At 53.1% G+C, this 23,297-nt stretch carries 23 protein-coding genes; 5 read left to right on the forward strand and 18 right to left on the reverse strand.

Annotated features, from left to right (window positions below; translation table 11 throughout):
• Nucleotides 1-11: 11 nt before the first annotated feature.
• The 4 genes from PSE_RS17360 to PSE_RS17375 form a co-directional block, all read right to left on the reverse strand.
• The gene (locus PSE_RS17360) at nt 12-788 is read right to left on the reverse strand and encodes a glycoside hydrolase family 108 protein (RefSeq protein ID WP_208997978.1); all 777 of its coding nucleotides are present in this window, start codon (nt 786-788) and stop codon (nt 12-14) included.
• A 94-nt stretch (nt 789-882) separates the two neighbouring features.
• Nucleotides 883-1,653 carry a DUF2793 domain-containing protein gene (locus PSE_RS17365; RefSeq protein ID WP_041768653.1) on the reverse strand — a complete coding sequence of 257 codons (771 nt, stop codon included), beginning with the start codon at nt 1,651-1,653 and terminating at the stop codon, nt 883-885.
• 98 nt (nt 1,654-1,751) lie between these two features.
• Complete coding sequence (locus tag PSE_RS17370) at nt 1,752-2,057, reverse strand: DUF550 domain-containing protein (protein ID WP_008546976.1); 306 nt, start codon at nt 2,055-2,057, stop codon at nt 1,752-1,754.
• A gap of 258 nt (nt 2,058-2,315) precedes the next feature.
• Nucleotides 2,316-5,378 carry an aminotransferase class III-fold pyridoxal phosphate-dependent enzyme gene (locus PSE_RS17375; protein WP_014286054.1) on the reverse strand — a complete coding sequence of 1,021 codons (3,063 nt, stop codon included), beginning with the start codon at nt 5,376-5,378 and terminating at the stop codon, nt 2,316-2,318.
• Between the two features lie 139 nt (nt 5,379-5,517).
• On the opposite strand from PSE_RS17375, the gene PSE_RS17380 reads away from it, so the two are divergent.
• On the forward strand, nt 5,518-5,946 hold the full coding sequence (locus PSE_RS17380; RefSeq protein WP_008546341.1) for an Lrp/AsnC family transcriptional regulator: 429 nt from the start codon (nt 5,518-5,520) through the stop codon (nt 5,944-5,946).
• Between the two features lie 66 nt (nt 5,947-6,012).
• On the opposite strand, the gene PSE_RS17385 is transcribed toward PSE_RS17380, so the two are convergent.
• The 6 genes from PSE_RS17385 to PSE_RS17410 form a co-directional block, all read right to left on the reverse strand.
• The gene (locus PSE_RS17385; protein ID WP_014286055.1) at nt 6,013-6,723 is read right to left on the reverse strand and encodes a MerR family transcriptional regulator; all 711 of its coding nucleotides are present in this window, start codon (nt 6,721-6,723) and stop codon (nt 6,013-6,015) included.
• A 41-nt stretch (nt 6,724-6,764) separates the two neighbouring features.
• Nucleotides 6,765-7,076 (reverse strand): integration host factor subunit alpha, encoded by a 312-nt coding sequence (locus PSE_RS17390; RefSeq protein WP_008546564.1) that lies wholly within the window; start codon nt 7,074-7,076, stop codon nt 6,765-6,767.
• A gap of 135 nt (nt 7,077-7,211) precedes the next feature.
• Complete coding sequence (locus PSE_RS17395; RefSeq protein WP_014286056.1) at nt 7,212-8,189, reverse strand: beta-ketoacyl-ACP synthase III; 978 nt, start codon at nt 8,187-8,189, stop codon at nt 7,212-7,214.
• A gap of 10 nt (nt 8,190-8,199) precedes the next feature.
• Complete coding sequence (plsX, locus tag PSE_RS17400) at nt 8,200-9,249, reverse strand: phosphate acyltransferase PlsX (RefSeq protein ID WP_008546257.1); 1,050 nt, start codon at nt 9,247-9,249, stop codon at nt 8,200-8,202.
• Nucleotides 9,250-9,416: 167 nt separating this feature from the next.
• Complete coding sequence (locus PSE_RS17405) at nt 9,417-9,989, reverse strand: DUF177 domain-containing protein (RefSeq protein WP_014286058.1); 573 nt, start codon at nt 9,987-9,989, stop codon at nt 9,417-9,419.
• Entirely contained in the window at nt 9,982-10,542 is a 561-nt protein-coding gene (locus tag PSE_RS17410; protein ID WP_208997979.1) for a ubiquinol-cytochrome C chaperone family protein, read from the reverse strand. The genes PSE_RS17405 and PSE_RS17410 overlap by 8 nt, the downstream gene beginning before the upstream one ends.
• Nucleotides 10,543-10,669: 127 nt before the next feature.
• Between PSE_RS17410 and PSE_RS17415 the strand changes: the two genes are divergently transcribed.
• From PSE_RS17415 to PSE_RS17430, 4 genes are all read left to right on the forward strand, one after another.
• Nucleotides 10,670-11,107 carry an outer membrane protein assembly factor BamE gene (locus PSE_RS17415; RefSeq protein WP_008546731.1) on the forward strand — a complete coding sequence of 146 codons (438 nt, stop codon included), beginning with the start codon at nt 10,670-10,672 and terminating at the stop codon, nt 11,105-11,107.
• Nucleotides 11,108-11,347: 240 nt separating this feature from the next.
• On the forward strand, nt 11,348-12,256 hold the full coding sequence (locus PSE_RS17420; RefSeq protein WP_014286060.1) for a DUF417 family protein: 909 nt from the start codon (nt 11,348-11,350) through the stop codon (nt 12,254-12,256).
• Between the two features lie 151 nt (nt 12,257-12,407).
• A complete protein-coding gene (locus PSE_RS17425) occupies nt 12,408-12,827 on the forward strand; it encodes a thioesterase family protein (RefSeq protein ID WP_014286061.1) in 420 nt (139 codons plus the stop codon).
• A gap of 378 nt (nt 12,828-13,205) precedes the next feature.
• A complete protein-coding gene (locus PSE_RS17430) occupies nt 13,206-14,471 on the forward strand; it encodes a carbohydrate porin (protein ID WP_014286062.1) in 1,266 nt (421 codons plus the stop codon).
• A gap of 137 nt (nt 14,472-14,608) precedes the next feature.
• Here PSE_RS17430 and PSE_RS17435 read toward each other — a convergent pair whose 3' ends face one another.
• The 8 genes from PSE_RS17435 to nrdR all read right to left on the reverse strand — a co-directional run bounded on the left by PSE_RS17435 (nt 14,609) and on the right by nrdR (nt 23,293).
• Nucleotides 14,609-16,738, reverse strand: coding sequence for a sodium-translocating pyrophosphatase (locus PSE_RS17435; protein WP_008546888.1), 2,130 nt, complete (start codon nt 16,736-16,738; stop codon nt 14,609-14,611).
• A 180-nt stretch (nt 16,739-16,918) separates the two neighbouring features.
• Nucleotides 16,919-18,136 carry an MFS transporter gene (locus PSE_RS17440; RefSeq protein WP_041768654.1) on the reverse strand — a complete coding sequence of 406 codons (1,218 nt, stop codon included), beginning with the start codon at nt 18,134-18,136 and terminating at the stop codon, nt 16,919-16,921.
• A 621-nt stretch (nt 18,137-18,757) separates the two neighbouring features.
• Nucleotides 18,758-19,777, reverse strand: coding sequence for a thiamine-phosphate kinase (thiL, locus tag PSE_RS17445; protein WP_014286065.1), 1,020 nt, complete (start codon nt 19,775-19,777; stop codon nt 18,758-18,760).
• Between the two features lie 4 nt (nt 19,778-19,781).
• Nucleotides 19,782-20,273, reverse strand: coding sequence for a transcription antitermination factor NusB (gene nusB / locus PSE_RS17450; RefSeq protein ID WP_008546596.1), 492 nt, complete (start codon nt 20,271-20,273; stop codon nt 19,782-19,784).
• A gap of 8 nt (nt 20,274-20,281) precedes the next feature.
• Nucleotides 20,282-20,731 (reverse strand): 6,7-dimethyl-8-ribityllumazine synthase, encoded by a 450-nt coding sequence (gene ribH / locus PSE_RS17455; protein ID WP_008546707.1) that lies wholly within the window; start codon nt 20,729-20,731, stop codon nt 20,282-20,284.
• A gap of 156 nt (nt 20,732-20,887) precedes the next feature.
• Nucleotides 20,888-21,511: a riboflavin synthase gene (locus PSE_RS17460; RefSeq protein WP_014286067.1), complete on the reverse strand. Its 624-nt coding sequence runs from the start codon at nt 21,509-21,511 to the stop codon at nt 20,888-20,890.
• The gene (gene ribD, locus PSE_RS17465; protein WP_008546201.1) at nt 21,512-22,657 is read right to left on the reverse strand and encodes a bifunctional diaminohydroxyphosphoribosylaminopyrimidine deaminase/5-amino-6-(5-phosphoribosylamino)uracil reductase RibD; all 1,146 of its coding nucleotides are present in this window, start codon (nt 22,655-22,657) and stop codon (nt 21,512-21,514) included.
• Between the two features lie 150 nt (nt 22,658-22,807).
• A complete protein-coding gene (nrdR, locus tag PSE_RS17470; RefSeq protein WP_037035745.1) occupies nt 22,808-23,293 on the reverse strand; it encodes a transcriptional regulator NrdR in 486 nt (161 codons plus the stop codon).
• Between the last annotated feature and the right edge of the window lie 4 nt (nt 23,294-23,297).

Below are 23,297 nucleotides of genomic sequence, written 5' to 3' on the forward strand. Positions count from 1 at the left end.
TCTTCCAATCATCAGGCTTCCCGCGTTCTCTGCACCAGCAGATAACCGCCCACGCCCACACCAATCAGCAGTGAAAGCGCAAACGCCCATTGCACGGGGCCAGAACCAGCAAGCATACCGGCTAGGCCAGAAACAGCCGCCGCAGCTTTGCTCAGACCTTCCGGTGTCATCAACGCATTGATCACACCAGTCTCCTGCCCCAACGCTTTTGCCCCCTGCCCGCGATCGAACCCATCCAGAGCTGGCACTGTTTGTTTCTGCTTGCCATGATCCTCCAAAAGCTTGAGCGACTTTTCCTGAACTTCCCGCACCCGGCGTGACCAGCCGTTCTTGTTGTAAGGCCAGTTCCGCAACCGCTTCATGAAAGCCAGTCTTTGAGCTGAAAGCTCATTCACGAGATAGACCACGGGCCGCTGCTTGATCGTAGCAAGCGTCTTCAAGCCAATCACACCGTCAACGCCCACCCCGAGGATCGCTTGAAGTGTCTTCACGGCCCGCGCAGGACCCGAGTTCACCCCAAAATCAAAAAGCGCATAATCCAGACCAACCGGCAAACGATCCCCTTGCACAGCATCCCAATACTGCGCCCGATAGATCTCGACAGCCTCAGCTTGGCTCAGCGCCTTAACTTCCTCCACACTCACTTTTCGCTCCCGCCACGCACTCAATGTGCCCTGCGTGATCCCATAGTGTGTCGGCCCTCCCGGATCCGCTTTGCGGCTGCGATGGGCAAACCCGCCTTCGGTGTGAAGCAAATCAGTGATAATCAGATCAAACGTAGACTTCATCAGCATCTCCCAACAAAAAAAGGAGGCTCAAGGCCTCCATCAAAACACAAAAAAAGACCGCAGAAGCGGCCTCAGAAAACTCAAGTAAATATGATCAGCTCTGCGGCACAATCGGCAGGAAGTAATGCAAGGAAAGCCGGAGCTTACCGCCAGTGAAGCCGCCTCCATTCGCTGTGATGCGCACAGGCGTATCTACATAGAACGCTGTCGGCCCAATCACCCCGGCATTGTTTGAGCCAGCAGTCGCTCCCAGCGAACCACCAAACTTGCTGGTCTCACCCGAAATCCCACAATCATAGGAGCTCGCGCCCGTAATGGCCTCTGTCACACGCGTAGAAACGCAGAACACGATTGCTCGGGAGGGAATAAGGAGAGTGCTGTCGGAATAGCTACCGGAAAGAGTGATCAGTTCATCAACGGTCACGAACTGGCTCTGTGCCTTATGCGCACTTTCGCTAAGTACCGTCGTTTCCTGCTGAAACGCAGCACCGCCAGTGGTGCTATCAACGCCTAGTCCTGCAACGGAAGAGAACCCAATCCAGTTATCTCCGGAGTAAACTCGCATGGCACCCAGGCTTTGCACCCAGGCAGCCCAGCCATCAACTGGTGCCAGAAACCGCCAGACACCTCCATCGAAGGCCGCGATTTTGTGCTCATGTCCGGCAAAGATGCCCGTGGCACCAGCAGGCACGATGTAGCGATCACCCTCAGCAGGGTCCACAGGAGGCGCGCTCACGCTGTCAGAAACAACAGCAAGCTGCACCACCAGATCAACGAGCGCCAAGGCCTCGTTATGTGTCACATGCTTTTGTGCTTGAGCAGCTGCCAGAAACGGCAGCTTAAGATGTGTCGTCCATTCACTCATCAAGATCCCCATAGATCGCCTAGCCTACGCAAAAGCGTATCATTCAGCGTAGCGAGGGGGATAAGTCTTGATGAGACCGTAAAGCTCTGGCGGATGCCTTAAGCGACGTGACGACCGGTACCATCACCAGCCAGAGACCAGATGCGGGTGCGGTTACGTGCCATTTTTTCATCAACGGCAAAGGAAAGCTCGGCACCATGCAGACCAACGAGGCGATGCAATAGAATAGCAATCTCAGCTGCATCAGCTGCAACATCACGCGCACTGTCACCGCTTTCGACAGCCATTTGCAGAGCTGCCAGCTCTTCGCGTGCCCGCTCAATCAATGCATTCAGATCAGCCACCTGACCAAAGGTTCTCTCACCCCAGGCGGTAATGCTTGCACTGCTTTCAATGGTTACCATGTTCGCCCACCTTCAAACTCTGGGGCCTGTTCCCGCAAGGTTGGTAAGTCAACCCAATTGAAAACAAACCCGAAACACCAAACCGGAGCACTCAGTATGTTGCGATCTTGAGCGACGCCTCCGGACATTGAACATGAAATGAACTCACGCTTAGCCCTATCCAGTTAGCCCTCAGGACAAAGAAAAAGCGGAGACAACCTCCTGTCCCCGCCTATTCTTCAGGTAAAAAAGGCCAGACTTTGGCCCTTTTTTGATAGTTTACATGGTTTCCAGAGCCGAAACGGACTCATTCATGGCCTGATCGAGCACGTCCAGCAGGTAATCCGCATTTTCCTTAGAAAAAATCATCGGTGGGCGCATCTTCAACACATTGTCATAGGGCCCTTCAGTACCCATCAAGATGCCCAGATCTTTTGCACGGTTCGCCACGCGTTTGGCCATATCCGTTGCAGGCACCTTGGTTTCGCGGTCTTTCACAAGCTCCACACCAAGGAACAAGCCCATGCCGCGCACATCACCAATGAACTCATACTTCTCCATCATCTTGCGGAAGCCAGCCAGAATATAGTCACCAACCACACGAGCATTCTCACGCAGCCCATCTCGCTCAATAACATTAAGAACAGAAAGCCCAACCGCGCAGGAAACCGGATTGCCGCCAAACGTGTTGAAGTACTCCATACCGTTGTTGAAGCTCTTCGCTACTTCGCGCGTGGTAACGAGAACGGCCATAGGATGACCATTACCAATTGGCTTGCCCATCGTCACAACATCAGGCGTCACACCCTGGGTTTCAAAAGCCCACCAGTGAGAACCAACCCGGCCAAAGCCAACCTGCACTTCATCAGCCACACACAATCCACCCTCAGCGCGGATCAGCTTGTAAACCTCATCCAGATACCCATCCGGCATAAACACCTGACCAGCCACACTTGGAATTGATTCAGCAATGAAGAAAGCTGGTGCACGGCCTTGTTTCTTCATCAGATCCAGCTGCTCAGCTACGCTCTGCACATAACGCGCAGTGATCTCCTCAGGTGCCCAGTCTGCAGGAGCGCGGTACGCGTCAGGAATGGCAGCCTCAAACACATGGTCAGGCCGCCCCTTCCCGCCATTGCGCTTGTATTTGTAAGGGCTCAGCGCAATCAGCTCAGGTGTAGTGCCATGATAAGCCCAGTCCAAAACCACCGCATCCCGGCGGCCCGTATGCGCTTCAGCCATACGGATCATCAGGCTGTTCGCCTCACTGCCCGTACACACAAAAGACGCAACAGCCAGATCATCCGGCAATGTAGCCGTCAGGCGCTCGGAGTACTCCACAATATTGTCATGCAGATAACGGGTATTGGTGTTCAGCAGGCCTGCCTGATGAGAAAGCGCTTCAACCACCTCCGGATGCGCATGTCCCAGATGGCAAACATTGTTGAAGCAGTCCAGATAAGCTCGTCCGCGATGGTCAATCAGATAAGCCCCTTCACCGCGCACAAACTTAATCGGCTCGCTGTAGGAGATGGAAAGGTTCGGCAACAGGTTCTGACGGCGCGACGACACGATCTCATCAATAGAACGCCCGCCACTGCCCAATGTCTCTTGAGGAAGCCCGGCAAAATCAATGGCGGATGGGAACAGATCCGCCCACACATCGAGATACTTTTCTTCCCCAACACCAAGGATCTCCTCAGCGCTCAAAGAAACATCCGCTGAAAGCTGCAAGTGCAAATGAGGTGCCCAGCCCCCATTCTCATCCTCGGCACCAAGGTACCCCACTGTCTCACCCGCTTTAACGACATCTCCTGTCTTTAATCGACTTGCCGCCTCATGCGCCATGTGCCCCCACAGGCTCACAAAGGGCTGACCACAATCCGTCTCATGGTCCAGCGCGATCATGCAACCATAGCCGAGAGGATCAGTCTCAATCACAACAGAACGGACCTTGCCATCCATAGGCGCACGAACGCGGGTGCCAGATGGAAGGAACAAATCAAACCCCAGATGATTGCGGCGGCGCTCACCTTCGATAAATCGGCTCTCAAAAAAGTCAGAGGAGTAAACACTGCGGCTTTCACCCCATGGACCGATACCCAGCTCCACATTGTGAGCTTCGCAGTAATCTTCCCACCACTCCTGCGCCGCTTCCGGCTGACGATCCCGGGACTTCACAGTCATCTCATTTTGAGGATCTCCATAGGGCACCATGGCCTTGGACATCAACTTGGGATGACGCTCAAACAAGCCGGCAAAGGAGTTGCGGTTCTTCGCGCAGAATTCCGCAACCTTCCGCGCGCCCGGCACCGCCTCAAACCCACAGGCCTTGCGAAGGATTGCCGTCGCGAACGCAGGCTTCATGCTGTAAAGTTTGTAGAGCAGGTTCCATGCCGGCGCTTCACTGACCGCCAGATAAGGATTGTCTTCAGTCTCGTCTTTCCGAAGCGCAGAAAGGCTCACGCTGGTCACAAGCCGCATAGCGATCAGGTCAAAGAGAAGATCAACCTCCCCCTCTTCCAAAGGATACTCCGCATGATAAGCCGCGGCCAGATCTGCTGCAGCACCAATTGGATCTGCCACCTCCATAATCGTATAGGCCGCCGCAATCGCAACTTCCGCAATCACTGGCGTATGCAAGCTGTCCCCAAAATCAATCAGACCACAGACACGGGAATGATCATCAGGATCGACCAGCACATTCCAGTCATTTGCATCATTGTGAATGACAGCTGCCCGCAAGCCTGCGAGCTTAGGAGCAACCAGACGATCAAAGCGCTCACTGAAGTACTCCACAATACGCCGATGATCAGGATCGCCAATCGCGGTCAATCGATCACGCGCATCACCAGCAGCACGAAGATCCCACTCAAAACTGCGCAGAGCTCCTGGATGTACAAAACCGCGAAGCGCCTTATCCATTTTGCCAACCAAAGTGCCAAGGCTGGCAACAACGCCCTCCTCCCGCTTGGTTTCAGCCAGCGGCACGCCTGTCACCCAGGAAACAACACGCATTGCATGCTGTGCTCCATCTGGCCCAAAGACACTTTGCGTGGCACCGCCATTATTGGTCAGGCGCAGTCGCGGCATTGGTAACTCTGGTGCAGAAACAGCAAGATGCTGTAGCATGGCCGTCTGAAAACCGGTCTCCGCCTCAGGCTCACTGGCATTGACGACCTTCACGGTCCAGCGCGTTCCATCCTCCGCATCAAGGCGATGGTTCTGGTCGCGCTCACTTTCCAGCGGCGACAAAGCACCTTTCAGATCCCAATGCTTATGCAGAAGCTCAGCAATGATTTCACGGTCAAAATTCGGGGCGGGATGGCTAATATCAGTCATGGGTCTCTCCGGTTGACCCGAATATAACTGACACTGATATTTCAGAATACCGACTTTATGCCAGTTGCGCCGACACTATGTCGCGATTAATAAGTATTTTAACGGCACTCTTCCTGAGAGCCCGCTTTAAGGACCACCAATGCTCGACGCCACCGACCGCGAGATTATCGCGATCCTCTCCAAAGAAGCCCGTATCCCGATCAAAACACTGGCCGCGCGCATCAACCTGTCCCGCAGCGCCACGAGCGAGCGCATCACTCGACTGGAGAACAACGGCACAATCCGCGGCTACAGAGCAGACATCGGCGGTCTCGACCCAACCCACATCTCCGCCTTCCTCTTCATTCGCCTCTCCCGCACCCCCATGCGCGAAATTTTGGACGTGCTAGCCGCATTCCCGGAAGTAAAACGAGTGAGCTCTGTCAGCGGCGAGCTGGATCTGGTGGTTGAAGTGGTCGCCCCATCCATGGAAGTGCTCAACAACGTGCGCGATGCCATTGCCTCCACAGATGGCGTGAAGGACCTGACAACCACTGTCATTTTGCGGGATGAGTTTCAGCGCACCTGAAACGACAAAGGGCGCCGACTGCGTGAAACAGTGAACGCCCTAAACCTCGAAATCAAATCGACCTGACTAGCGTGCCTGATCCAGCATACGCTTACATTCCAGCAACTCAAACAGCGTGGATTGCAGACGATCAACATCATCTTTGGAAAGACCAGGCGCAGCAGCCTCTTCCTTCTCTGAACCCATCAGACGGTCCATGAAGCCAAAGGCACCATGCCCCCCTTTGCCACCCGCCTCTGGCTCATCATCTGGCAGTAAACCAGATGGCAGCGGCATTTGTGGCTCAGGTTCACTTTCAAGCGGAAGATCTGCCTGTGTTTCTGCAGGTCGCTCAGCAACCCAATCTTCCTGAGGCTCATACACATCCTGCGCAGGCGCCATCACAGCCTGAGCCACAGCAGCTTCCGCTGCACTGCGCACAGAATGATCAGAAACCTGGGATGGATCAGGAGCAACGCCTACAGGCGTAGAAGCGCTGGATGAGGTCGGGATGACAACGCCACCGCCCTCTTTCCAAACGTCCATAACGACGCGCACGCCTTGCTCTCGCAAAATACGTTGCACGCCTTTAATCGTATAGCCTTCCCCATAGAGCAAATGGCGGATACCGCGCAAAAGCTCAAGGTCGTCAGGTCTGTAGTAGCGGCGACCACCACCTCGTTTCAGAGGCCTGATCTGGGTAAACCGAGTTTCCCAGAACCGCAGAACGTGCTGCGGCAGATCCAGTTCGCTTGCTACTTCACTAATTGTTCGGAACGCGTCGGCGCTCTTCTCCACGATGCAGACCCTCTAAACCTTATTATTTTTGGGGCAGCAAATTAGCTGGCGCCCTCAACCAGTGCATCGTTGATGCGCTGCTTAAGAACATTGCTTGGCTTGAACACCATAACCCGGCGTGGAGAAATCGGAACTTCCTCGCCTGTTTTTGGGTTACGGCCAATGCGTTCACCTTTCGAGCGAACAACAAAAGAGCCAAAGCTAGACAGTTTGACAGACTCGCCATTTTCCAGGCTTGCAGAAATCTCTGCGAGCACCTGCTCGACGAGTTCGGCAGATTCAGTCCGAGATAGGCCGACCTTCTGGTAAACCGCTTCACATAAATCAGCGCGGGTTACAGTGTGACTACCCATTCCACCCTCCTCCGGTAAAGCCATGATCCGTAAGAATAAAGCTTGCTTTCAACAAGTTACGGTATGGCCAACCGGCGTCAGGGTCAACAGCTCATTTGCTAAGAATTGCAACCCTCTGGGGTTTTTTGCTGCTTTTTACCACTTAAGGAGCACTGAACCCCAGGTAAAGCCGCCGCCCATAGCTTCCAGCATGATCAGATCACCCTTTTTGACCTTGCCAGCTTTTACAATGCTGTCCAATGCCAAAGGAATCGATGCCGCTGAAGTGTTGCCGTGCTGGGAAACTGTTTTCACTACCTTTTCAGGAGCGATGCCGAGTTTCTTTGCAGAAGCGTCAATGATGCGCTGGTTCGCCTGGTGAGGCACAAACCAGTCCAGATCTTCCGCAGTTGTGCCAGTGGCATCAAAGGCAGCTTCAATCACGTCAGTGACCATGCCAACCGCATGCTTGAACACTTCTTTGCCCTGCATGCGCAAATGACCAGCTGTGCCAGTGGTGGAAGGCCCACCATCCACGTAAAGCTTCTCTTTGTGACGACCATCAGAACGCAGCTGACAAGTCAGAACTCCGCTCTGGTCCATGGAAGGCTCGCCGTCCTGCGCTTCCATCACAACAGCGCCAGCGCCATCGCCAAACAGAACACAGGTCGTGCGGTCTTCCCAATCCAGAATGCGGGAGAAAGTCTCTGCGCCAATCACAAGCGCACGTTTCGCCAGACCGCCGCGCAGATACGCATCCGCAGTGGTCACAGCATAAACGAAGCCGGAGCACACAGCCTGAACGTCAAACGCAAATCCGTGGTTGATGCCAAGCGCAGCCTGCACAGCAACAGCTGTTGCCGGGAAAGTGTTGTCAGGTGTGGAGGTTGCCAGAACGATCAGATCGATGTCCTGCGCATCAACACCGGCATTTTCCAGCGCAGCCTTGGCAGCATTCACTGCAAGGTGAGAGGTAAACTCGCCTTCTGCAGCAATGTGACGGTTCTTGATCCCGGTACGCTGAACGATCCACTCATCCGAAGTGTCAACAATCTCGGTAAGCTGCTGGTTAGTAAGTGCTTTCTCAGGCAGATAGCTGCCACAGCCCAAAAATACAGAGCGAAGTGCCTTCACTTTAAACCCTTCAGTTTTCTTCAGCCTCTGAGAAACGACCGCGATGGTAGTTTGCCAGATCGTCAGAGATCTTTTTAATCAGTTCATTCTTGGCCATATCGTAGGCCAGTTCAACGGCAGCAGCAAAACCTTCGGCATCTGTTCCACCATGGCTTTTGATCACAATGCCATTCAGCCCGAGGAACACACCGCCATTCACTTTACGTGGGTCCATCTTCGCGCGCAGACGTTCAAACGCGCCGCGTGCAAAAAGATAACCAATCTTCGCCATGAGCGTACGACTCATAGCAGCTCGCAGATAGCCAGCAAACTGTTTTGCTGTGCCTTCCGCAGTCTTGAGCGCAATATTACCTGCAAAACCTTCGGTGACCACAACGTCAACCGTGCCCTTGCCGATGTCATCGCCTTCAACAAAGCCGGAGTAAACAAGGTTTGGAGGAGAAAGGTCACGCAGCATTTTGCCTGCGGTCCGCACTTCCTCAACACCCTTCACTTCCTCAACGCCGATGTTGAGAAGGCCAACCGTAGGCTGGCTGACACCATGGACAGAACGCGCCATCGCGCCGCCCAGAATTGCAAAATCGATCAGCTGCTGAGCATCCGCGCCAATAGTCGCGCCCACATCAAGAACGATGGATTCTCCGCGCAGTGTCGGCCAGATCGCGGCAATCGCAGGCCGTTCAATACCAGACATGGTGCGCAGGCAGAACTTGGACATGGCCATCAGCGCGCCGGTGTTACCGGCAGAAACCGCAACATGAGCTTCAGAGTTCTTCACCGCAGCAATGGAGTTCCACATGGAAGACTTCCCGCGCCCCTTACGAAGGGCCTGGCTGGGCTTTTCATCCATTCCAATGGAAACATCACAGTGATGAACGACAGATGCCTGTTTCAGACGAGGGTATTCCTCGAGCATTGGCTCGATGACCTTGGCATCACCGAAAAGCAGGAACTCGATATTCGGGCAGCGTTGCAAAACCAGATCAGCACCTGGCAACACCACCTCAACACCGTAATCCCCTCCCATAGCATCAAGAGAAATACGTATTTTTTCAGACATTTCCAATTTCTTGCCTTGTCCCAACAAAGTCTGCCCTTGTATCGGCAGACCTTGGAATAGTTAAGAGCATTTTCCCTATGTTCAGTGGAAATGCGCGTCGCGAAGATACTCGATTATAAACGTCTCGCAACACCCACCTCCAAAAAACCTTTGCAGCAGTCTAAGATTTACTTTTTGCCTTTAAGGGCCTCTAGCGCAGCAAAGGGAGAAGGCTTTTGCTCTTCATCCTGTTTTAGTTCTTCCTCTGGGTCCGGAGCATATTTCTCATCCATTTCAACCCCTTTAGCCCGAGGGAATGGATCAAGACCCAAAGCAAAATGTTCACAAATGACAGCTCCGAGATCCACCTGCGGCCCGTCGAAATAGTCCGGTGGATCGCTCTCATCAATATCCAGATCTACTTCCAAGGTATCATCGTCACTGCGACGTCGCCCCCGGGAATCTTGCTCTGGCAAAAATGTACGGTCGAACTCTTCGTCCACCATGCAATCAACGGGTTCGAGTGTCACGACACATTGCTGGATGGCTTTGGCACGAATGTGACCACGCACGGCCAATCCATCACGGCGCCATGGGCGCACCTCAAGGTCCACATCCAGTTCCGGCAGCTCAAGCAGATCATAGGCTTTGGCGATTTGCGCCCGCTCGCTCTCATTCAAAGAGAGTTTCAGATGCTTGGTTTTGTTACCAAGACGCGTCGCATCAAATTGATAAGCCCACGGGTAATCAGTATCAGCCATTACTGGCGCTTTCCCTTATAAGTTCTGTTTTTGGAGCCACAAATTTGACGTCGCCCGCAAGAATTTCTGATGTAGGAAGGGCAGCAAGGCCTTCCACCGCCTCATGCATGTAATGAACCAGCGCCTTTATCGCAACAGCTTCCCCGCTCTGCCCATAGATGTTTCGCATAAAGGCCTCAAATAGAGCGGCATTGTCCTTGTTTTCCAAAGCTTCCATGTAGCTGGCAGTGCGGCCATAAAACGATTCGACCATAATTCGGACACGTTTGCGCACGCCTTCATCGCCAATACCCAGCTCGCGCATGCTCTGGTCCATATCCTGAAAAAAATAATCGAATACAGCCTGTGCAAATTTTCGGGACGCCTTATCTTCGCCTCTTAACCGGTGAAAGACACAAAAAGCGTGCAAAACAATCATCTCGAAGCGACCTTCGCTCGTATCAGGTATACCATAGTGTCGATAAAACACTGGTAGTCGTGCCTGCGCGACGATCCGCTCGTAAGTTGTTCTGACGGATGTGTCTTTACGTCGACGGAAAAAACCGAAGATCATGGCACCTCTCTTGCGCTTGTCGAGTTACTTGTGTCCCTGCCACGTCGGTGGCATAAGCACAAGTCTGAATCTAAACCGCTTGCTTGCTGCATTTTGCCAGCATTTGCAAGCCAACAGGATGTTTGGAATGTTTGCATTTGCGCGCCGTACTGTGTTCCTTGCTTGTTTGAGCCTGCCACTTGCCGGCTGCTTCACCCAGACACTAACGCATGGCCAGGTGGTTTCACCTGATGCAATTCAAGATGTACAGGTCGGTTCCAGCCGTGAGCAGGTTGAACTCCTCCTTGGTAGCCCGTCCACAACATCTAATCTGGACGGTGAAGCTTACTATTATATCTCTCAAAAGAGCGAAACAGTGGCATTCTGGTCCCCATCCATCGTGGATCAGCGCGTTGTCGCAGTTTACTTTGATAAAGATGGTTACGTGAAATCTGTTGCTGACTACGGCATCGAAGACGGGAAGGTCTTTGATTACCTCGGCAGAAAAACACGCACCGGCGGTGCTGATTATGGTCTCCTGACGCAGATCCTGCGTGGAGCTGCAAACCCATCAATCGGCCTCTAAACTGCCTGCATTCAATTGCAAGAAACGGCGCCTTTCGCAGGCGCCGTTTTTTTATGCGCAATCACAAGCAGATAAATGCCGTTTTGCATTTCCCACCAAACTCTAAGTTTCAATCTTAAAATAACGCCGGTGTTATTGGAGGTTTGCTACATGTGATCCTGTATTGAGGAGTTATACGCATTCTGGCCGTCTTCTTCCGTGGTTTCTTCAAGGCCTCAACGACAAACGCGAAGTAAAATCATGACGCAAGCTTCTTCTCCCCTCAAAAGAATTACAGACATACGTCCCTCCGAAAACGCTCTCTTTGTCTACCTCACCCTTGTCACCGCAACCTATCTGATCTGGCTGGGCCTGCTGAAGTTCACAGCACCAGAACATCAGCAGATTGAGTTTTGGCTGGGCAACAGCCCTCTCTTCAGCTGGCTGGTTACAGCTCTTGGCGCACCAGTGACAGGCGTTCTGATGGCCCTCTTTGAAGTTCCAGCAGGTATTCTGGTTCTGCTCGGCCTCAAAGATCGCCGTCTCGGCATCCTCGGCTGCCTGATGGCCATGCTGATCTTCCTGCTGAACTTCCTATACCTGTTCACAAACCCGGTCTGGATGGATGCTCTTGGCGGCTTCCCGATCATCGGCTCAGGGCAGAACCTCCTCAAGTACCTCTCCATGTTCGCTGTGCCAGCCTACATTCTGGGCCATCACATGCAGGCAGCGGGAAAGGACAAGACAGCTGGCTCACTCAAAAAGCTCGCAGTCTTCGCAAGCTTTGCCGGTATTGCGCTGGTCATGGGCTGGATCGGCGCCATGAAGTTCTATGAGTTTGAAGCTCAAGGCATTGTCCGCCTGATGGAATCCAACGTGCTCTTCAGCTGGACCTATCAGGTCTGGGATGTACAGGGCGCTTCCAACTTCATCGGCATCGTGGAATGGGTCTTCCTTCTTCTGCTGCTGTGTCTGCCATTCAACCGCTTCCTCGGTGGTTTGGGTGTCCTCGGCATTGCCGCCACAGCATTCGGCACCCTCACCTTCATGTTCTCTGTTCCGGGTTGGGATGCAGATTCCTTCTTCCCTCTCCTCAACCGCACTGGCGTCTTTGTGCTGAAGGACCAGTTCCTCCTCGCAGCCGCAATCATCCTCTGGAAGAACTACTGATTTAAGAATTATCTGAAAGACACAATGAGCCGGTGCCTGTGATCAGGTGCCGGCTTTTCTTTGCCCCCAACGAACGTAGCCGACAGTCGTAATGACCTGCCATCAGCTTCCCAATAGGCTGGTTCAAACTGCAATCATATTGGAAACAAAGATGTTTGAGACATATCGCGGGATCGTTTATCCGCAGCAGGAAGACCACATGGGCCATATGAATGTGGCCTGGTACACCTCCAAGTTTGATGAAGCCACCTGGCACATGCTCGCCCACATCGGCATCACGCCTGCCTATATTCGCGAAAGCAACAAGGGCATGGCAGCGCTGGAGATTACATATAAGTATCTGGCAGAAGTCTCCGCGGGTGACCTGCTGGTCGTGCGCTCAGAAATCAAAGAAGTGCGCGATAAAACCATTCTCTTCAAACACACCATGTTTGAGGCGATCAACGACACCCCAGTCGCAACCATGCAGGCCGTGGGCATGCACATGGACCGTGAAATCAGAAAGTCCTGCCCGTTCCCTCCACACGTTAAAGAGCGCTGCGAAACCTTGCTTCTGGAACCAACAGCCTAAGCAACCACCTCAATTTTACTTAGCAGGTTTCAGATAGCAGCAGCGCGCAGAACAACCGACTATACTCAACCTATTGAGTGAATCTGAGTACGGCATGTAGCCCTGCTGCATACCGGAAGGATGCGGGCATATTCTTTGAAATCTGCGGCGTTTTTCGCAAAAAGGATGGGTTCCATCTTGAGCGTATCCCCGAAAAGCACTTCCGGCTTTCGGTACGCTTTGAAGTGAAGACTTAGAGCGCGGCACGTGAATGCAAATGAACGTGACAAGCTCTAAAGGCTGGAGCATGCCGTGTGATCGGAGGAGACCACGGGCTGTTCCGGAGTTTCTCTGTTTGCTGAGCCAGTTTAGGGGAACCTGCTTTTGCGAGCGTTCAAGATGCCTGCCCCACTCAAACGCAGGTCGTCAGTTCTATGGTGTATCGCGGTTGCCAGCACATGCCTGACACCCAGCACAGAACTACGCGCACAAGACAGCAGCAACTGGCCGCTTGTCTGGGCTCAATGGCACAACAAAACCCGCGACTGGGGCGGCATCCGCACGGACCTCTCTGATAAAGGCCTCGACCTCGGCGTTCTCTATACGCAGGACGTCGCCGCAAACCCCGCAGGCGGCATGAAGCAAAGCCTGACTTATGGCGGACGTCTGGAAGGCATGGCGAAGCTGGACTTTGACAAAATCTTCGGCATCAAAAACAGCAGCCTGCATTACATCATGTATCAGGGGCTGGGTCAGGGCCTCTCGCAGGAAGCCATTGGCAACGACTTTGGCGTCACGCAGATCTTCTCCAGCGACATCCTCGCCATCGCCAACCTGAGCCTTCAGCAAAAGCTCTATCATGATCAGGTCTACCTCTCCGCAGGCCGCCTCGCAGTGGGAGACATCTTCGCCCGCGATGATACATTTGCGTATTACCTCAACGGTGCCCTCAACAGCACGCCGGGCCAACTCCTGATCAACCAGCCTGCCTTTACCACCTATCCCTTCAACACATGGGGAGTAGCTGGCACCTACACCTTCCCTGACAACCAGTATTTCGGCCTGGGTGTTTACGATGCCAACGTCGATGACCTGAACAACGCCGAACACGGCTTCAACTTCCGCTTTCAGCCAGAAGGCAATGTGCTGGTGGTTGGTCAGGTGGGCGTCAATCCGGGTAAGGATGATACAAGCCAGTTTCTTCCCGGCCACTATCAACTTGGCGCCTATTACAACAGCGGCACCGTGGATGTGCTTGGCAACAGCACAGAGTCACGGGAAGGCAACTGGGGTCTCTACGGGATTGCCCGTCAGATGGTCTATCAGGAGGAAGGAGATCAGGGCCTGAGCCTCTGGGGCCTCTTCACCATGGCGCCCCAACAAGCCATCAACACCCAGCCCTACGGCGTCAGTGGTGGCTTCTTTTATCAGGGCCTCCTCCCCAACCGCGACGACGACGTCACAGCAGGCGCTTTCATCCTCGGCTTTTACAGCGACAACCTCGTCAACCAATCCTACGAACTCGTCTTCGAATTCGCCCATCGCTACCAGTTCCGCGACTGGTCCTACCTCACGCTGGATTTCCAGTACGTGGTCAACCCGGCAGGGAACGACGACATCCCCGACGCTTGGGTCTTTGGAACAGAGTTTTCAGTAAAGTTCTGACCAGCTCTTAAACGCACCAGAACAGCAAAAAGCCCGGCCTTCTCAGACCGGGCTTCTTAACTTCAGATCGGATCAAACTTAGCGCATATCCCCGAAAAGTGGTTCCGGTTTTCGGATAAGGATATGCGCTAGCAAACCTAGTGTGCCAGAACTGCCAGAAGCAGAAGAGCAACGATGTTTGTGATCTTGATCATTGGGTTCACAGCTGGCCCAGCGGTGTCTTTGTAAGGATCACCAACGGTATCACCTGTCACCGCAGCTTTGTGAGCGTCTGAGCCCTTCCCGCCGTGGTTTCCGTCTTCGATGTACTTCTTCGCGTTATCCCACGCACCGCCACCAGCGGTCATGGAAAGCGCAACGAAGAGACCGGTCACGATCACGCCCAGCAACATCGCACCCAGGGATGCAAACGCATTCGCCTTACCTGCAATCGCGTTGATGACAAAGTAGATCACAATCGGAGACAGAACCGGCAGCAGAGAAGGAACAATCATTTCCTTGATTGCCGCTTTGGTCAGCATATCAACCGCACGGCCATAATCAGGGCGTTCTTCACCCTTCATGATGCCAGGCTTTTCTTTGAACTGACGGCGAACTTCTTCAACCACCGCACCAGCAGCACGGCCCACAGCGGTCATTGCGATACCGCCAAACAGGAATGGTAGAAGACCACCAAAGAACAGGCCAACCACCACATATGGGTTGGACAGTGAGAAGTCGATGGACGCCTCAGTCATACCCTGGAAGTAGGTGAACTGATCAGAGTTCGCCACAAAGAACTTCAGATCCTCAGTGTAGGCTGTAAACAGCACCAGCGCACCAAGGCCTGCAGAACCAATAGCGTAGCCTTTGGTCACAGCCTTTGTGGTGTTACCAACAGCATCCAGCGCATCAGTGGTGTCACGAACTTCCGCAGGCAGCTCAGCCATTTCAGCAATACCACCAGCGTTGTCCGTCACAGGACCAAACGCATCCAGCGCAACAACCATACCGGCCAGTGCCAGCATCGTGGTCACCGCAATCGCAATACCGAACAAACCAGCAAGCTGATACGTCACGATGATACCAGCGATGATCACCAGCGCAGGCAGAGCGGTGGATTCCATGGAAACCGCCAGACCCTGAATAACGTTGGTACCATGACCGGTTTCAGAGGCCTTCGCGATTGCACGCACAGGACGGAAACCAGTACCGGTGTAGTATTCGGTGATCCAGATGATCAGACCAGTTACAACAAGACCGGAAACACCGCAGAGGAACAAGGCCATCGGCGTAAAGCTCAAGCCATTGCCCATTGTCAGCACTGTATCCATTCCACCAAATACCCAATGGGTCAGCGGATAAAGAATGATCAGTGAGATAACAGCTGTTGCGATGAAGCCCTTATACAGCGCACCCATAATGGAGTTGGAAGCACCAAGGCGAACAAAGAATGTACCGATGATGGAAGCTACGGAACAAACACCGCAGATCAGCATTGGATACAGCATGGCCGCCTGAAGGTCAGCAGTTCCGGCAAAGTAGATCGCTGCAAGAACCATGGTCGCAACCAGCGTCACAGCGTAGGTTTCAAACAGGTCAGCGGCCATACCGGCACAGTCACCAACGTTGTCACCCACGTTATCAGCAATGGTTGCAGGGTTGCGCGGATCATCCTCAGGAATACCGGCTTCCACCTTACCAACAAGGTCACCACCCACGTCTGCGCCTTTGGTGAAGATACCACCGCCAAGACGGGCGAAAATGGAGATCAGGGATGCACCAAAGCCCAGAGCCACAAGCGCGTCAATCACGGTTCTGGAAGTTGGGTCCATACCCATAGGACCGGTGAGGATGAGGTAGTAAACGGAAACGCCCAGAAGAGCGAGACCGGCCACAAACATCCCAGTGATGGCACCGGAGCGGAATGCAATAGAGAGCCCTGCCCCCAGGCTCTGGCTTGCAGCTTGTGCAGTGCGAACGTTTGCCCGTACGGAGACGAGCATTCCAATAAATCCTGCGGCGCCGGAAAGAACGGCACCAATAACAAATCCGATAGCAACAGTGATGGACAGCAGATAAGCAACGATTACGAAGATAACAACGCCAACAATTGCGACACTGGTGTACTGACGAGTGAGGTACGCCTGAGCGCCCTCTTGGATGGCACCAGCAATCTCCTGCATCTTCGCAGAGCCAGTGTCAGCAGCCATCACGCTTTGAATTGCCCAAATGCCGTAAACGACAGATAGCAAACCGCACGCAATGGTAACGATAAGTTCAGTCATATTTCCTCCCCTAAGGGTACCCTGCTACTTATGTGTGTGTTCGTAGCAAAATCCGCACTGCACTTGTGTAAATTAACGCACACAGTGACGGTATATACCTGTCACTATCCGTCAAGTTGCTTTTGCGCGGTAGTGGAAGGAAACACGTATGTTGAAAGGAGAGAAATTATTTGGAATTATTCAAACTTTAACTTCCCGTTTTTCAGTAAACATCAGTGACACAACAAGAAATAGACATAAGATAACGAACGGGAACACCATTAGGTTGACAGTTTCCCAACCAAACACGTTTAACAATTTCCCTGAGGAAAACGAGGCAGTTGCTACTAAACCAAAGACGAAGAAGTCGTTTATGGACTGGACTCTGTTTTGTTCTTCTGGTCGGTAAGTTTGCGTGAGCAAAGCCGATGCCCCGACGAAAGAAAAGTTCCAACCAAGTCCAAGTAAAATCAGGGAACTCCAGAAAATCCAACGTTCTAGTCCCGTAAGGCCAACCAGCGCGCACACTGCATAAAGCAGGAATCCAGCTCCGATAACAGCACCATGGCCGAATCGGCTGATCAAACTGCCCGTAATAAAGCTCGGTGCGAACATGGCAATCACGTGCCATTGGATGCCCAACGCCGCATCTGAGTTGGTTAACCCACATGCCACCATGGCCAGAGGCGCTGAGGTCATGATCAGGTTCATGATTGCGTAACTAATCATTCCACATCCGACCGCCACGAAGAACTTTTGTTGCTTCAAAATCTCCGAAAGCGGGCGTCCACGTTCATGCTTCTCTGCTTTCGGTGGCAGCGGTATTTCCAAAAACGCTACAAAAAACAAACCGATAAGCATCAAAACGCCCTGAGCAAGGTACGTTCCGACAAAAAGAAACGGCTCAAACATGCCTTGAGTAAGAATAACGGTCTGCGGCCCGACCACTCCTGCAAGAATCCCACCGGTCAAAACCCAGGAGATTGCTTTTGGCTTAAAGGCAGGGCTCGCCGTATCAGCTGCCGCAAACCGTGCCTGCTGAGTAAAGGCCATAACAAACCCACTGCCCAAAGTGGAGATGCACAGCAGTATAAAGCTGCCGATGTAAGCAGCATAAGCGGCCAGCAAAGAACAAAGCACGCCAAACAACAAGGCTCCAACCAGCCCGGCACGGCGCCCAAAGCTTCGCATAATCATGCCAGCAGGAAGCGTACCAATCGCCGTCCCAAGCACGAAGGCTGTCACTGGCAATGTGGCAAGCGACTTGTCATCAACCAGCAAAACAGAAGCAAGAATAGAAGTGGTCGCAAAAATAATCGGAGGCACACCACCAGCAAACGACTGGGCAAGCGCCAAAAGCAACGCATTGCGCTTTGCCAATCCGTCATCAATCAACGGAGCCGCCAGAGTATTTGCCATAATGTAAATCTTTCAAAGAATGCAGGAAGGAACCGACAGCCTAATCAATTCCACGTAATGAGCAACCACAGAGCTCACCAGATCATCTGCAACTTTGGGAGATATACGCATAACCCGATGAAAATACGTCATGCGGCGTAAGGATTGTCGATTATATCGCATTACTTACGCAACACGCATTATGATCCCTGCCAGGGCTATCAATCCACATAACAAAAGCCAGGACGACGCCACGCTTCGCACAATCACACGAGTTTTAGTCCACTTCCGCCTCTTCAAGGTCGCTGCATCGGGCAACTTACACAACCTGATAATAAGATAAATAATTGAAATAATGAACGAAAACAGAATCCAGATTGACGTCATGCCAGCAAGCCCAACACAATGCGTCTTGCAATTCCGATCACCACTATCAGGCCCCACCACAAAAACAACGACCTTCCTAGGTAATAAGAAATCAGACGCTTTCTGGCCCGTCTTTGGCGTTGTATTGTCGTTGCGCGAGGAACCTTCCGCAACTTGGCAATCAAATAAAGCAATGAAACAACGAATGTTAAATAATAGATGGCCGACTCCATCTGAGTACCCTAGCAAAAATAAAGCTCAGGTCGAGACCACTAATCAAAAATGCCGGAAACCGACAGCACCATGAAGCGCATACGCTTCGCCATTCAGGCTCAAAGAAATCATATCCTCGGAAACATCAGCGGTAGAAAGCACGCCAATCTGAGCACAGCGTAATCCGGCGTCCTGCAAGGCCACTTCAAAAGCAACCGCATTCTCAGGCATCACAGCCGCAAGGATCTCGTAGTCATCCCCGCCCGTAATCGCAGTCTCACGGAACGCGGCATCTTTTGCGATCATAGCAGAGGCAGCATCAGAAAGCGGCACATTCTCCAACCTGACAGCAGCTTGAACGTGCGACGTCCGGCACATGTGGCCAAGGTCGGCAATCAACCCATCCGAGATATCCATCGCAGCAACAGCAAAATCACGAAGCGCAGAAACAGCAGCAACGCGAGGCTGAGGCAACAGATAACGGTTCAGCAGAAAATCACGATGTTCAGCAGAAAGCTCAAGCTCGCTAGCTAGTTCATCGCCCAACCGCAACTTCAAACCAAGCGCAGCGTCACCAATAGTGCCTGTCACATAAAGCAGTGCACCGGCAACAGCCTCATTCCGCCGAACCACCTGCCCTTTTGGCACCTGACCAAACGCGGTGATGGAGAGTAGCGGACCTTGCGGGCAGGAAATCGTATCCCCGCCAAGCAGATCAATCTGAAACTGATCCTGAACCAGCTTCAGACCGCGGCAGAACTCAGCAACCCACTCTTCTCCAATCTCTTTGGAAAGCCCAAGGCCCAGCAGATAGCCCTTGGGCTCTGCGCCTTTTGCAGCCAGATCGGAAAGGTTCACACCAAGCGCTTTTTGCGCGACTTCAAAGGGAGGATCGTTTTTAAAAAAATGAACCCCTGCCATCAGCATGTCCTTGGTCACAACCAAATCACATCCGGTGTCAGGGGCAAAAACAGCAGCATCATCTTGCAGATGCACAGCGCCTGCGCTGGTGGCAAGCGGCGCAAAATAGCGCTCAATAAGCGAGAACTCTCCCGGTCTGGAACTGGCAGCTTTCTCGCTCATGTAATTAGTCTTCGAATTCGGACTGACGCAGCTCGCGAGCCAGACGGTTCATGATACCGTTGACCAAACGTGCCTCATCTCCTTCATAGAAGGACTTCGCAACATCAATGTACTCATTGATGATCACGCGGGCCGGAACGTCTTTCTTGCGCAGGAACTCTGCACAGCCAACGCGAAGGATCGCACGCAGTGTGGTATCGATGCGCTTCAGCGGCCAGTCTTCAGAAAGCGCTGTGTGAATGCGAGGGTCAATGCGCAGCTGGTCTTCGAACACAGCCTGCACCAGATCGCGGAACCACGCAGGATCCGCATCGCGGTACTGCTCGCCGTCCACTTCCTGTCCAAGGCGGTAAGCTTCGTACTCGTTCAGCACATCGTTCAAACGCGCACCAGTGATTTCCATCTGATACACGGCCTGAACAGCAGCCAACCGGGCAACACCGCGTTTGTTAGCGGGCCTTACTTCAGCGTTTTTCTTGTTGTTTTCAGTTGTCATTCTAAACCTTACACACCGAACCGGTCGCGCACGTCAATCATAGCAAGACAAGCTTCAGCAGCACCGCCGCCCTTGTTCTTCTTGGAAACGCTTGCGCGCGCCCATGCCTGATCATCGTTCTCAACTGTCTGGATACCGTTACCAACTGCAACATTTGCATCCACAGAAAGATCCATGATCGCACGAGCCGACTCGTTAGAAACGATGTCGTAATGGGTGGTTTCACCGCGAATTACAACACCGAGCAATACAAAACCGTCATAATCTGCTTCGCCATTTTCCATTGCGGTTAACGCCATGGAAAGCGCAGCAGGAATTTCGAGCACACCAGGAACAGCCAGTCGAGAGATTTTCGCCCCTTCACGCTCCAGCACATCTGCAGCACCTTCGTACAGGGCATCTGCCAGATCTTCGTAAAAACGTGCTTCAATAACAAGAATGTGCGGAACCGCGCTCATTTTAATTCTCCTAATGCCAACCAGTTCTTTTCGCTGCATCAATCAGCAAAGCTGGTTAAGGCCACGGGCACTCACAGTACCCACGTATGTGCGCTCAGGAACCACGCCCCAAGCGAAATGTCCAGTTATTTCCTGCGGAATTTTTTGGCTATAAGGCTATTTTGCAATTTCTGCAAGACTTGGAAACTCTGCAAGACGCGCAACGTACCGTGCCATCATGTCCACTTCCAAGTTTATCTCATCCCCCTGCGCCCTGTCGGACCACGTGGTCACTTCCAGAGTGTGTGGAATGAGGAACACGGAAAATGTGTTTCCTTCAGCCTCGTTCACCGTCAAAGAGGTGCCATCCAGCGCAACAGATCCCTTCTTCGGGATGAACCGTGCGAACTCAGGAGCACACTCAAATTTCAGGTAAACACTCTCAGGGTGTTCGGTCCGCTCCACAATGGTGGCCTTGCCATCCACATGACCCAGAACAAGGTGACCGCCCAGCTCCGCGCCCATGGAAAGGGAACGTTCCAGATTAACCCGCTTGCCGACGCTCCAGTCCTTCACGGTGGTCAGGGCCAGTGTCTCAGCAGCAGATTCAACGGTAAACCAGTTCTGCTCGCCGTCGCGACCTTTCGCAACAACGGTGTGGCAGACGCCGGAACAGGCGATGGACGCGCCAATTTCAATCCCATCAGGATCGTAAACAGTTCCAATTTTCGCTCTCTGACCTGCAGCAATCTGCTCCAGCTCAAGGATTGTTCCAACGTCACTAACGATGCCCGTAAACACCTAGAACCTCTCTTTTGGCGTATACCGCCACAACAGATCTTCACCCACATGGCGCAGCATCTGCTTGTTATAACCGTCTTGCAAACTCTCCAGACCTTCAAAACCGAATGGCAAAAGGCCATCAGAACCAACCGTGCTGGTTCCCTGGAAAATCAAAAGCTCATCCACCAGATCCTGCTGAAGCAGGCCGTGCGCAAGTTCAGCACCGCCCTCTACCATGATCTGGGAGAGACCATGCATGTAAAGCGCATCCAGTGCCTTATCAAGACATACCTTGCCATTTCTGAGGCAGTCATTGACGATAACTGTCACACCTTCCCGCTCAAGCGCGCTGACACGATGATCCGGCGCATTATCGCCAATCACCACCCACAAAGAATTGCTCTCTGCGTTCTGCACTAACTTCGAGGAAAGCGGAATACGCGCCTGACTGTCAAACACCACTGGCTGCGGCGAACGATGCGCCATGCCCGGCAAGCGAACAGACAGCTCCGGATCATCTTCCAGAACAGTACCGATGCCCACCACGATCGCATCCATCTGCGCGCGCATAGCATGCACCAGCTGGCGTGACAGCGGGCTGGAAATCGCCACCTGTCCCGCACCACGCTTGCCGATGTAACCGTCTTTGGAAACAGCCATCTTGAGCTGCACAAACGGGCGTTCATTGAGGATACGGGAGATATGACCGCGCACAGCTTCGCGGCATTCTTTCTCAAGAACGCCAATCAGCACCTCAACACCACCTTCTTCCAAAATCTTCTTACCGCGCCCCGCCACTGCCGGATTTGGATCCGCCGTGCCATAAACAACGCGGCTGACACCTGCAGCCACCAGCGCCCGCGCACAAGGGCCAGTCCGCCCGTAATGCGCACACGGCTCAAGGGTCACATACGCAGTCGCGCCTTTGGCATGCTCGCCAGCGTCCTTGATGGCCAGCACTTCAGCGTGAGAACCACCCGGAGGCAGCGTTGCCCCCTGCCCCACGATGACCGGGCCATCACCAAAGTCTTTTGTCAGGATTGCACCAACCGGAGGATTGGGCCATGTGCGACCCTTTGCGCGAATGCCATAGCTGAGTGCGGCCGCCATAAAGCGCTCGTGCTCAGCTCGCTCCTTTGCATTTAATGCTTTGTGACCAGACAAAGCTGTCCCCCTGCCAGCGCTAAAGCGTATCGCCGAAAAGTGTCCGTCGTTTTCGGATAAAGATACGCGAACTGCTTTAAAGCGTATTCCTCAAATGGATTTGACGTAACCCGAACAGAATATACGTCACAGACAACGAAAAGCCAGAGCTTAGGTCCGCGGTGGCATCATCAGCGGATCAACATCCGCATCGGAAAGCTCATCCAGCAGAGCCTCGAAATCCTTGGCTTCACGGAAATTCTTGTAAACAGAAGCGAACCGCACATAAGCCACATCGTCAAGGGTTTTCAGCCCTTCCATGACCAAATGACCAATATCTTCCGCCACAACATCGCTCTCACCGGAACTTTCCAGCTGGCGAACCAGTCCGCTCACCATGCGCTCGATACGCTCAGGCTCCACCGGACGTTTGCGGGTTGCGATCAAAACAGAGCGCATCAGCTTTTCGCGATCAAACGGCACGCGACGCCCATTGCGCTTAATAACGGTCAGCTCGCGCAGCTGAACACGTTCAAAGGTGGTAAAACGACCACCACAAGTCTGGCAGACTCTGCGTCGACGGATAGCTGTATTATCCTCGGTTGGGCGTGAATCCTTCACCTGGGTGTCCTCACCCCCGCAATACGGACAACGCATCTCG

Origin of the sequence: Pseudovibrio sp. FO-BEG1 (assembly GCF_000236645.1) — a bacterium.
In the GTDB taxonomy this organism is placed as follows: Bacteria; Pseudomonadota; Alphaproteobacteria; order Rhizobiales; family Stappiaceae; genus Pseudovibrio.

What these genes read in the sequence shown, in the direction of transcription:
- PSE_RS17360 (WP_208997978.1), bottom strand. Translation starts at nt 788, where the DNA reads ATGAAGTCTACGTTTGATCTGATTATCACTGATTTGCTTCACACCGAA.
- PSE_RS17365 (WP_041768653.1), bottom strand. Translation starts at nt 1,653, where the DNA reads ATGAGTGAATGGACGACACATCTTAAGCTGCCGTTTCTGGCAGCTGCT.
- PSE_RS17370 (WP_008546976.1), bottom strand. Translation starts at nt 2,057, where the DNA reads ATGGTAACCATTGAAAGCAGTGCAAGCATTACCGCCTGGGGTGAGAGA.
- PSE_RS17375 (WP_014286054.1), bottom strand. Translation starts at nt 5,378, where the DNA reads ATGACTGATATTAGCCATCCCGCCCCGAATTTTGACCGTGAAATCATT.
- PSE_RS17380 (WP_008546341.1), top strand. Translation starts at nt 5,518, where the DNA reads ATGCTCGACGCCACCGACCGCGAGATTATCGCGATCCTCTCCAAAGAA.
- PSE_RS17390 (WP_008546564.1), bottom strand. Translation starts at nt 7,076, where the DNA reads ATGGGTAGTCACACTGTAACCCGCGCTGATTTATGTGAAGCGGTTTAC.
- plsX (WP_008546257.1), bottom strand. Translation starts at nt 9,249, where the DNA reads ATGTCTGAAAAAATACGTATTTCTCTTGATGCTATGGGAGGGGATTAC.
- PSE_RS17405 (WP_014286058.1), bottom strand. Translation starts at nt 9,989, where the DNA reads ATGGCTGATACTGATTACCCGTGGGCTTATCAATTTGATGCGACGCGT.
- PSE_RS17410 (WP_208997979.1), bottom strand. Translation starts at nt 10,542, where the DNA reads ATGATCTTCGGTTTTTTCCGTCGACGTAAAGACACATCCGTCAGAACA.
- PSE_RS17415 (WP_008546731.1), top strand. Translation starts at nt 10,670, where the DNA reads ATGTTTGCATTTGCGCGCCGTACTGTGTTCCTTGCTTGTTTGAGCCTG.
- PSE_RS17420 (WP_014286060.1), top strand. Translation starts at nt 11,348, where the DNA reads ATGACGCAAGCTTCTTCTCCCCTCAAAAGAATTACAGACATACGTCCC.
- PSE_RS17425 (WP_014286061.1), top strand. Translation starts at nt 12,408, where the DNA reads ATGTTTGAGACATATCGCGGGATCGTTTATCCGCAGCAGGAAGACCAC.
- PSE_RS17430 (WP_014286062.1), top strand. Translation starts at nt 13,206, where the DNA reads ATGCCTGCCCCACTCAAACGCAGGTCGTCAGTTCTATGGTGTATCGCG.
- PSE_RS17435 (WP_008546888.1), bottom strand. Translation starts at nt 16,738, where the DNA reads ATGACTGAACTTATCGTTACCATTGCGTGCGGTTTGCTATCTGTCGTT.
- PSE_RS17440 (WP_041768654.1), bottom strand. Translation starts at nt 18,136, where the DNA reads ATGGCAAATACTCTGGCGGCTCCGTTGATTGATGACGGATTGGCAAAG.
- thiL (WP_014286065.1), bottom strand. Translation starts at nt 19,777, where the DNA reads ATGAGCGAGAAAGCTGCCAGTTCCAGACCGGGAGAGTTCTCGCTTATT.
- nusB (WP_008546596.1), bottom strand. Translation starts at nt 20,273, where the DNA reads ATGACAACTGAAAACAACAAGAAAAACGCTGAAGTAAGGCCCGCTAAC.
- ribH (WP_008546707.1), bottom strand. Translation starts at nt 20,731, where the DNA reads ATGAGCGCGGTTCCGCACATTCTTGTTATTGAAGCACGTTTTTACGAA.
- nrdR (WP_037035745.1), bottom strand. Translation starts at nt 23,293, where the DNA reads ATGCGTTGTCCGTATTGCGGGGGTGAGGACACCCAGGTGAAGGATTCA.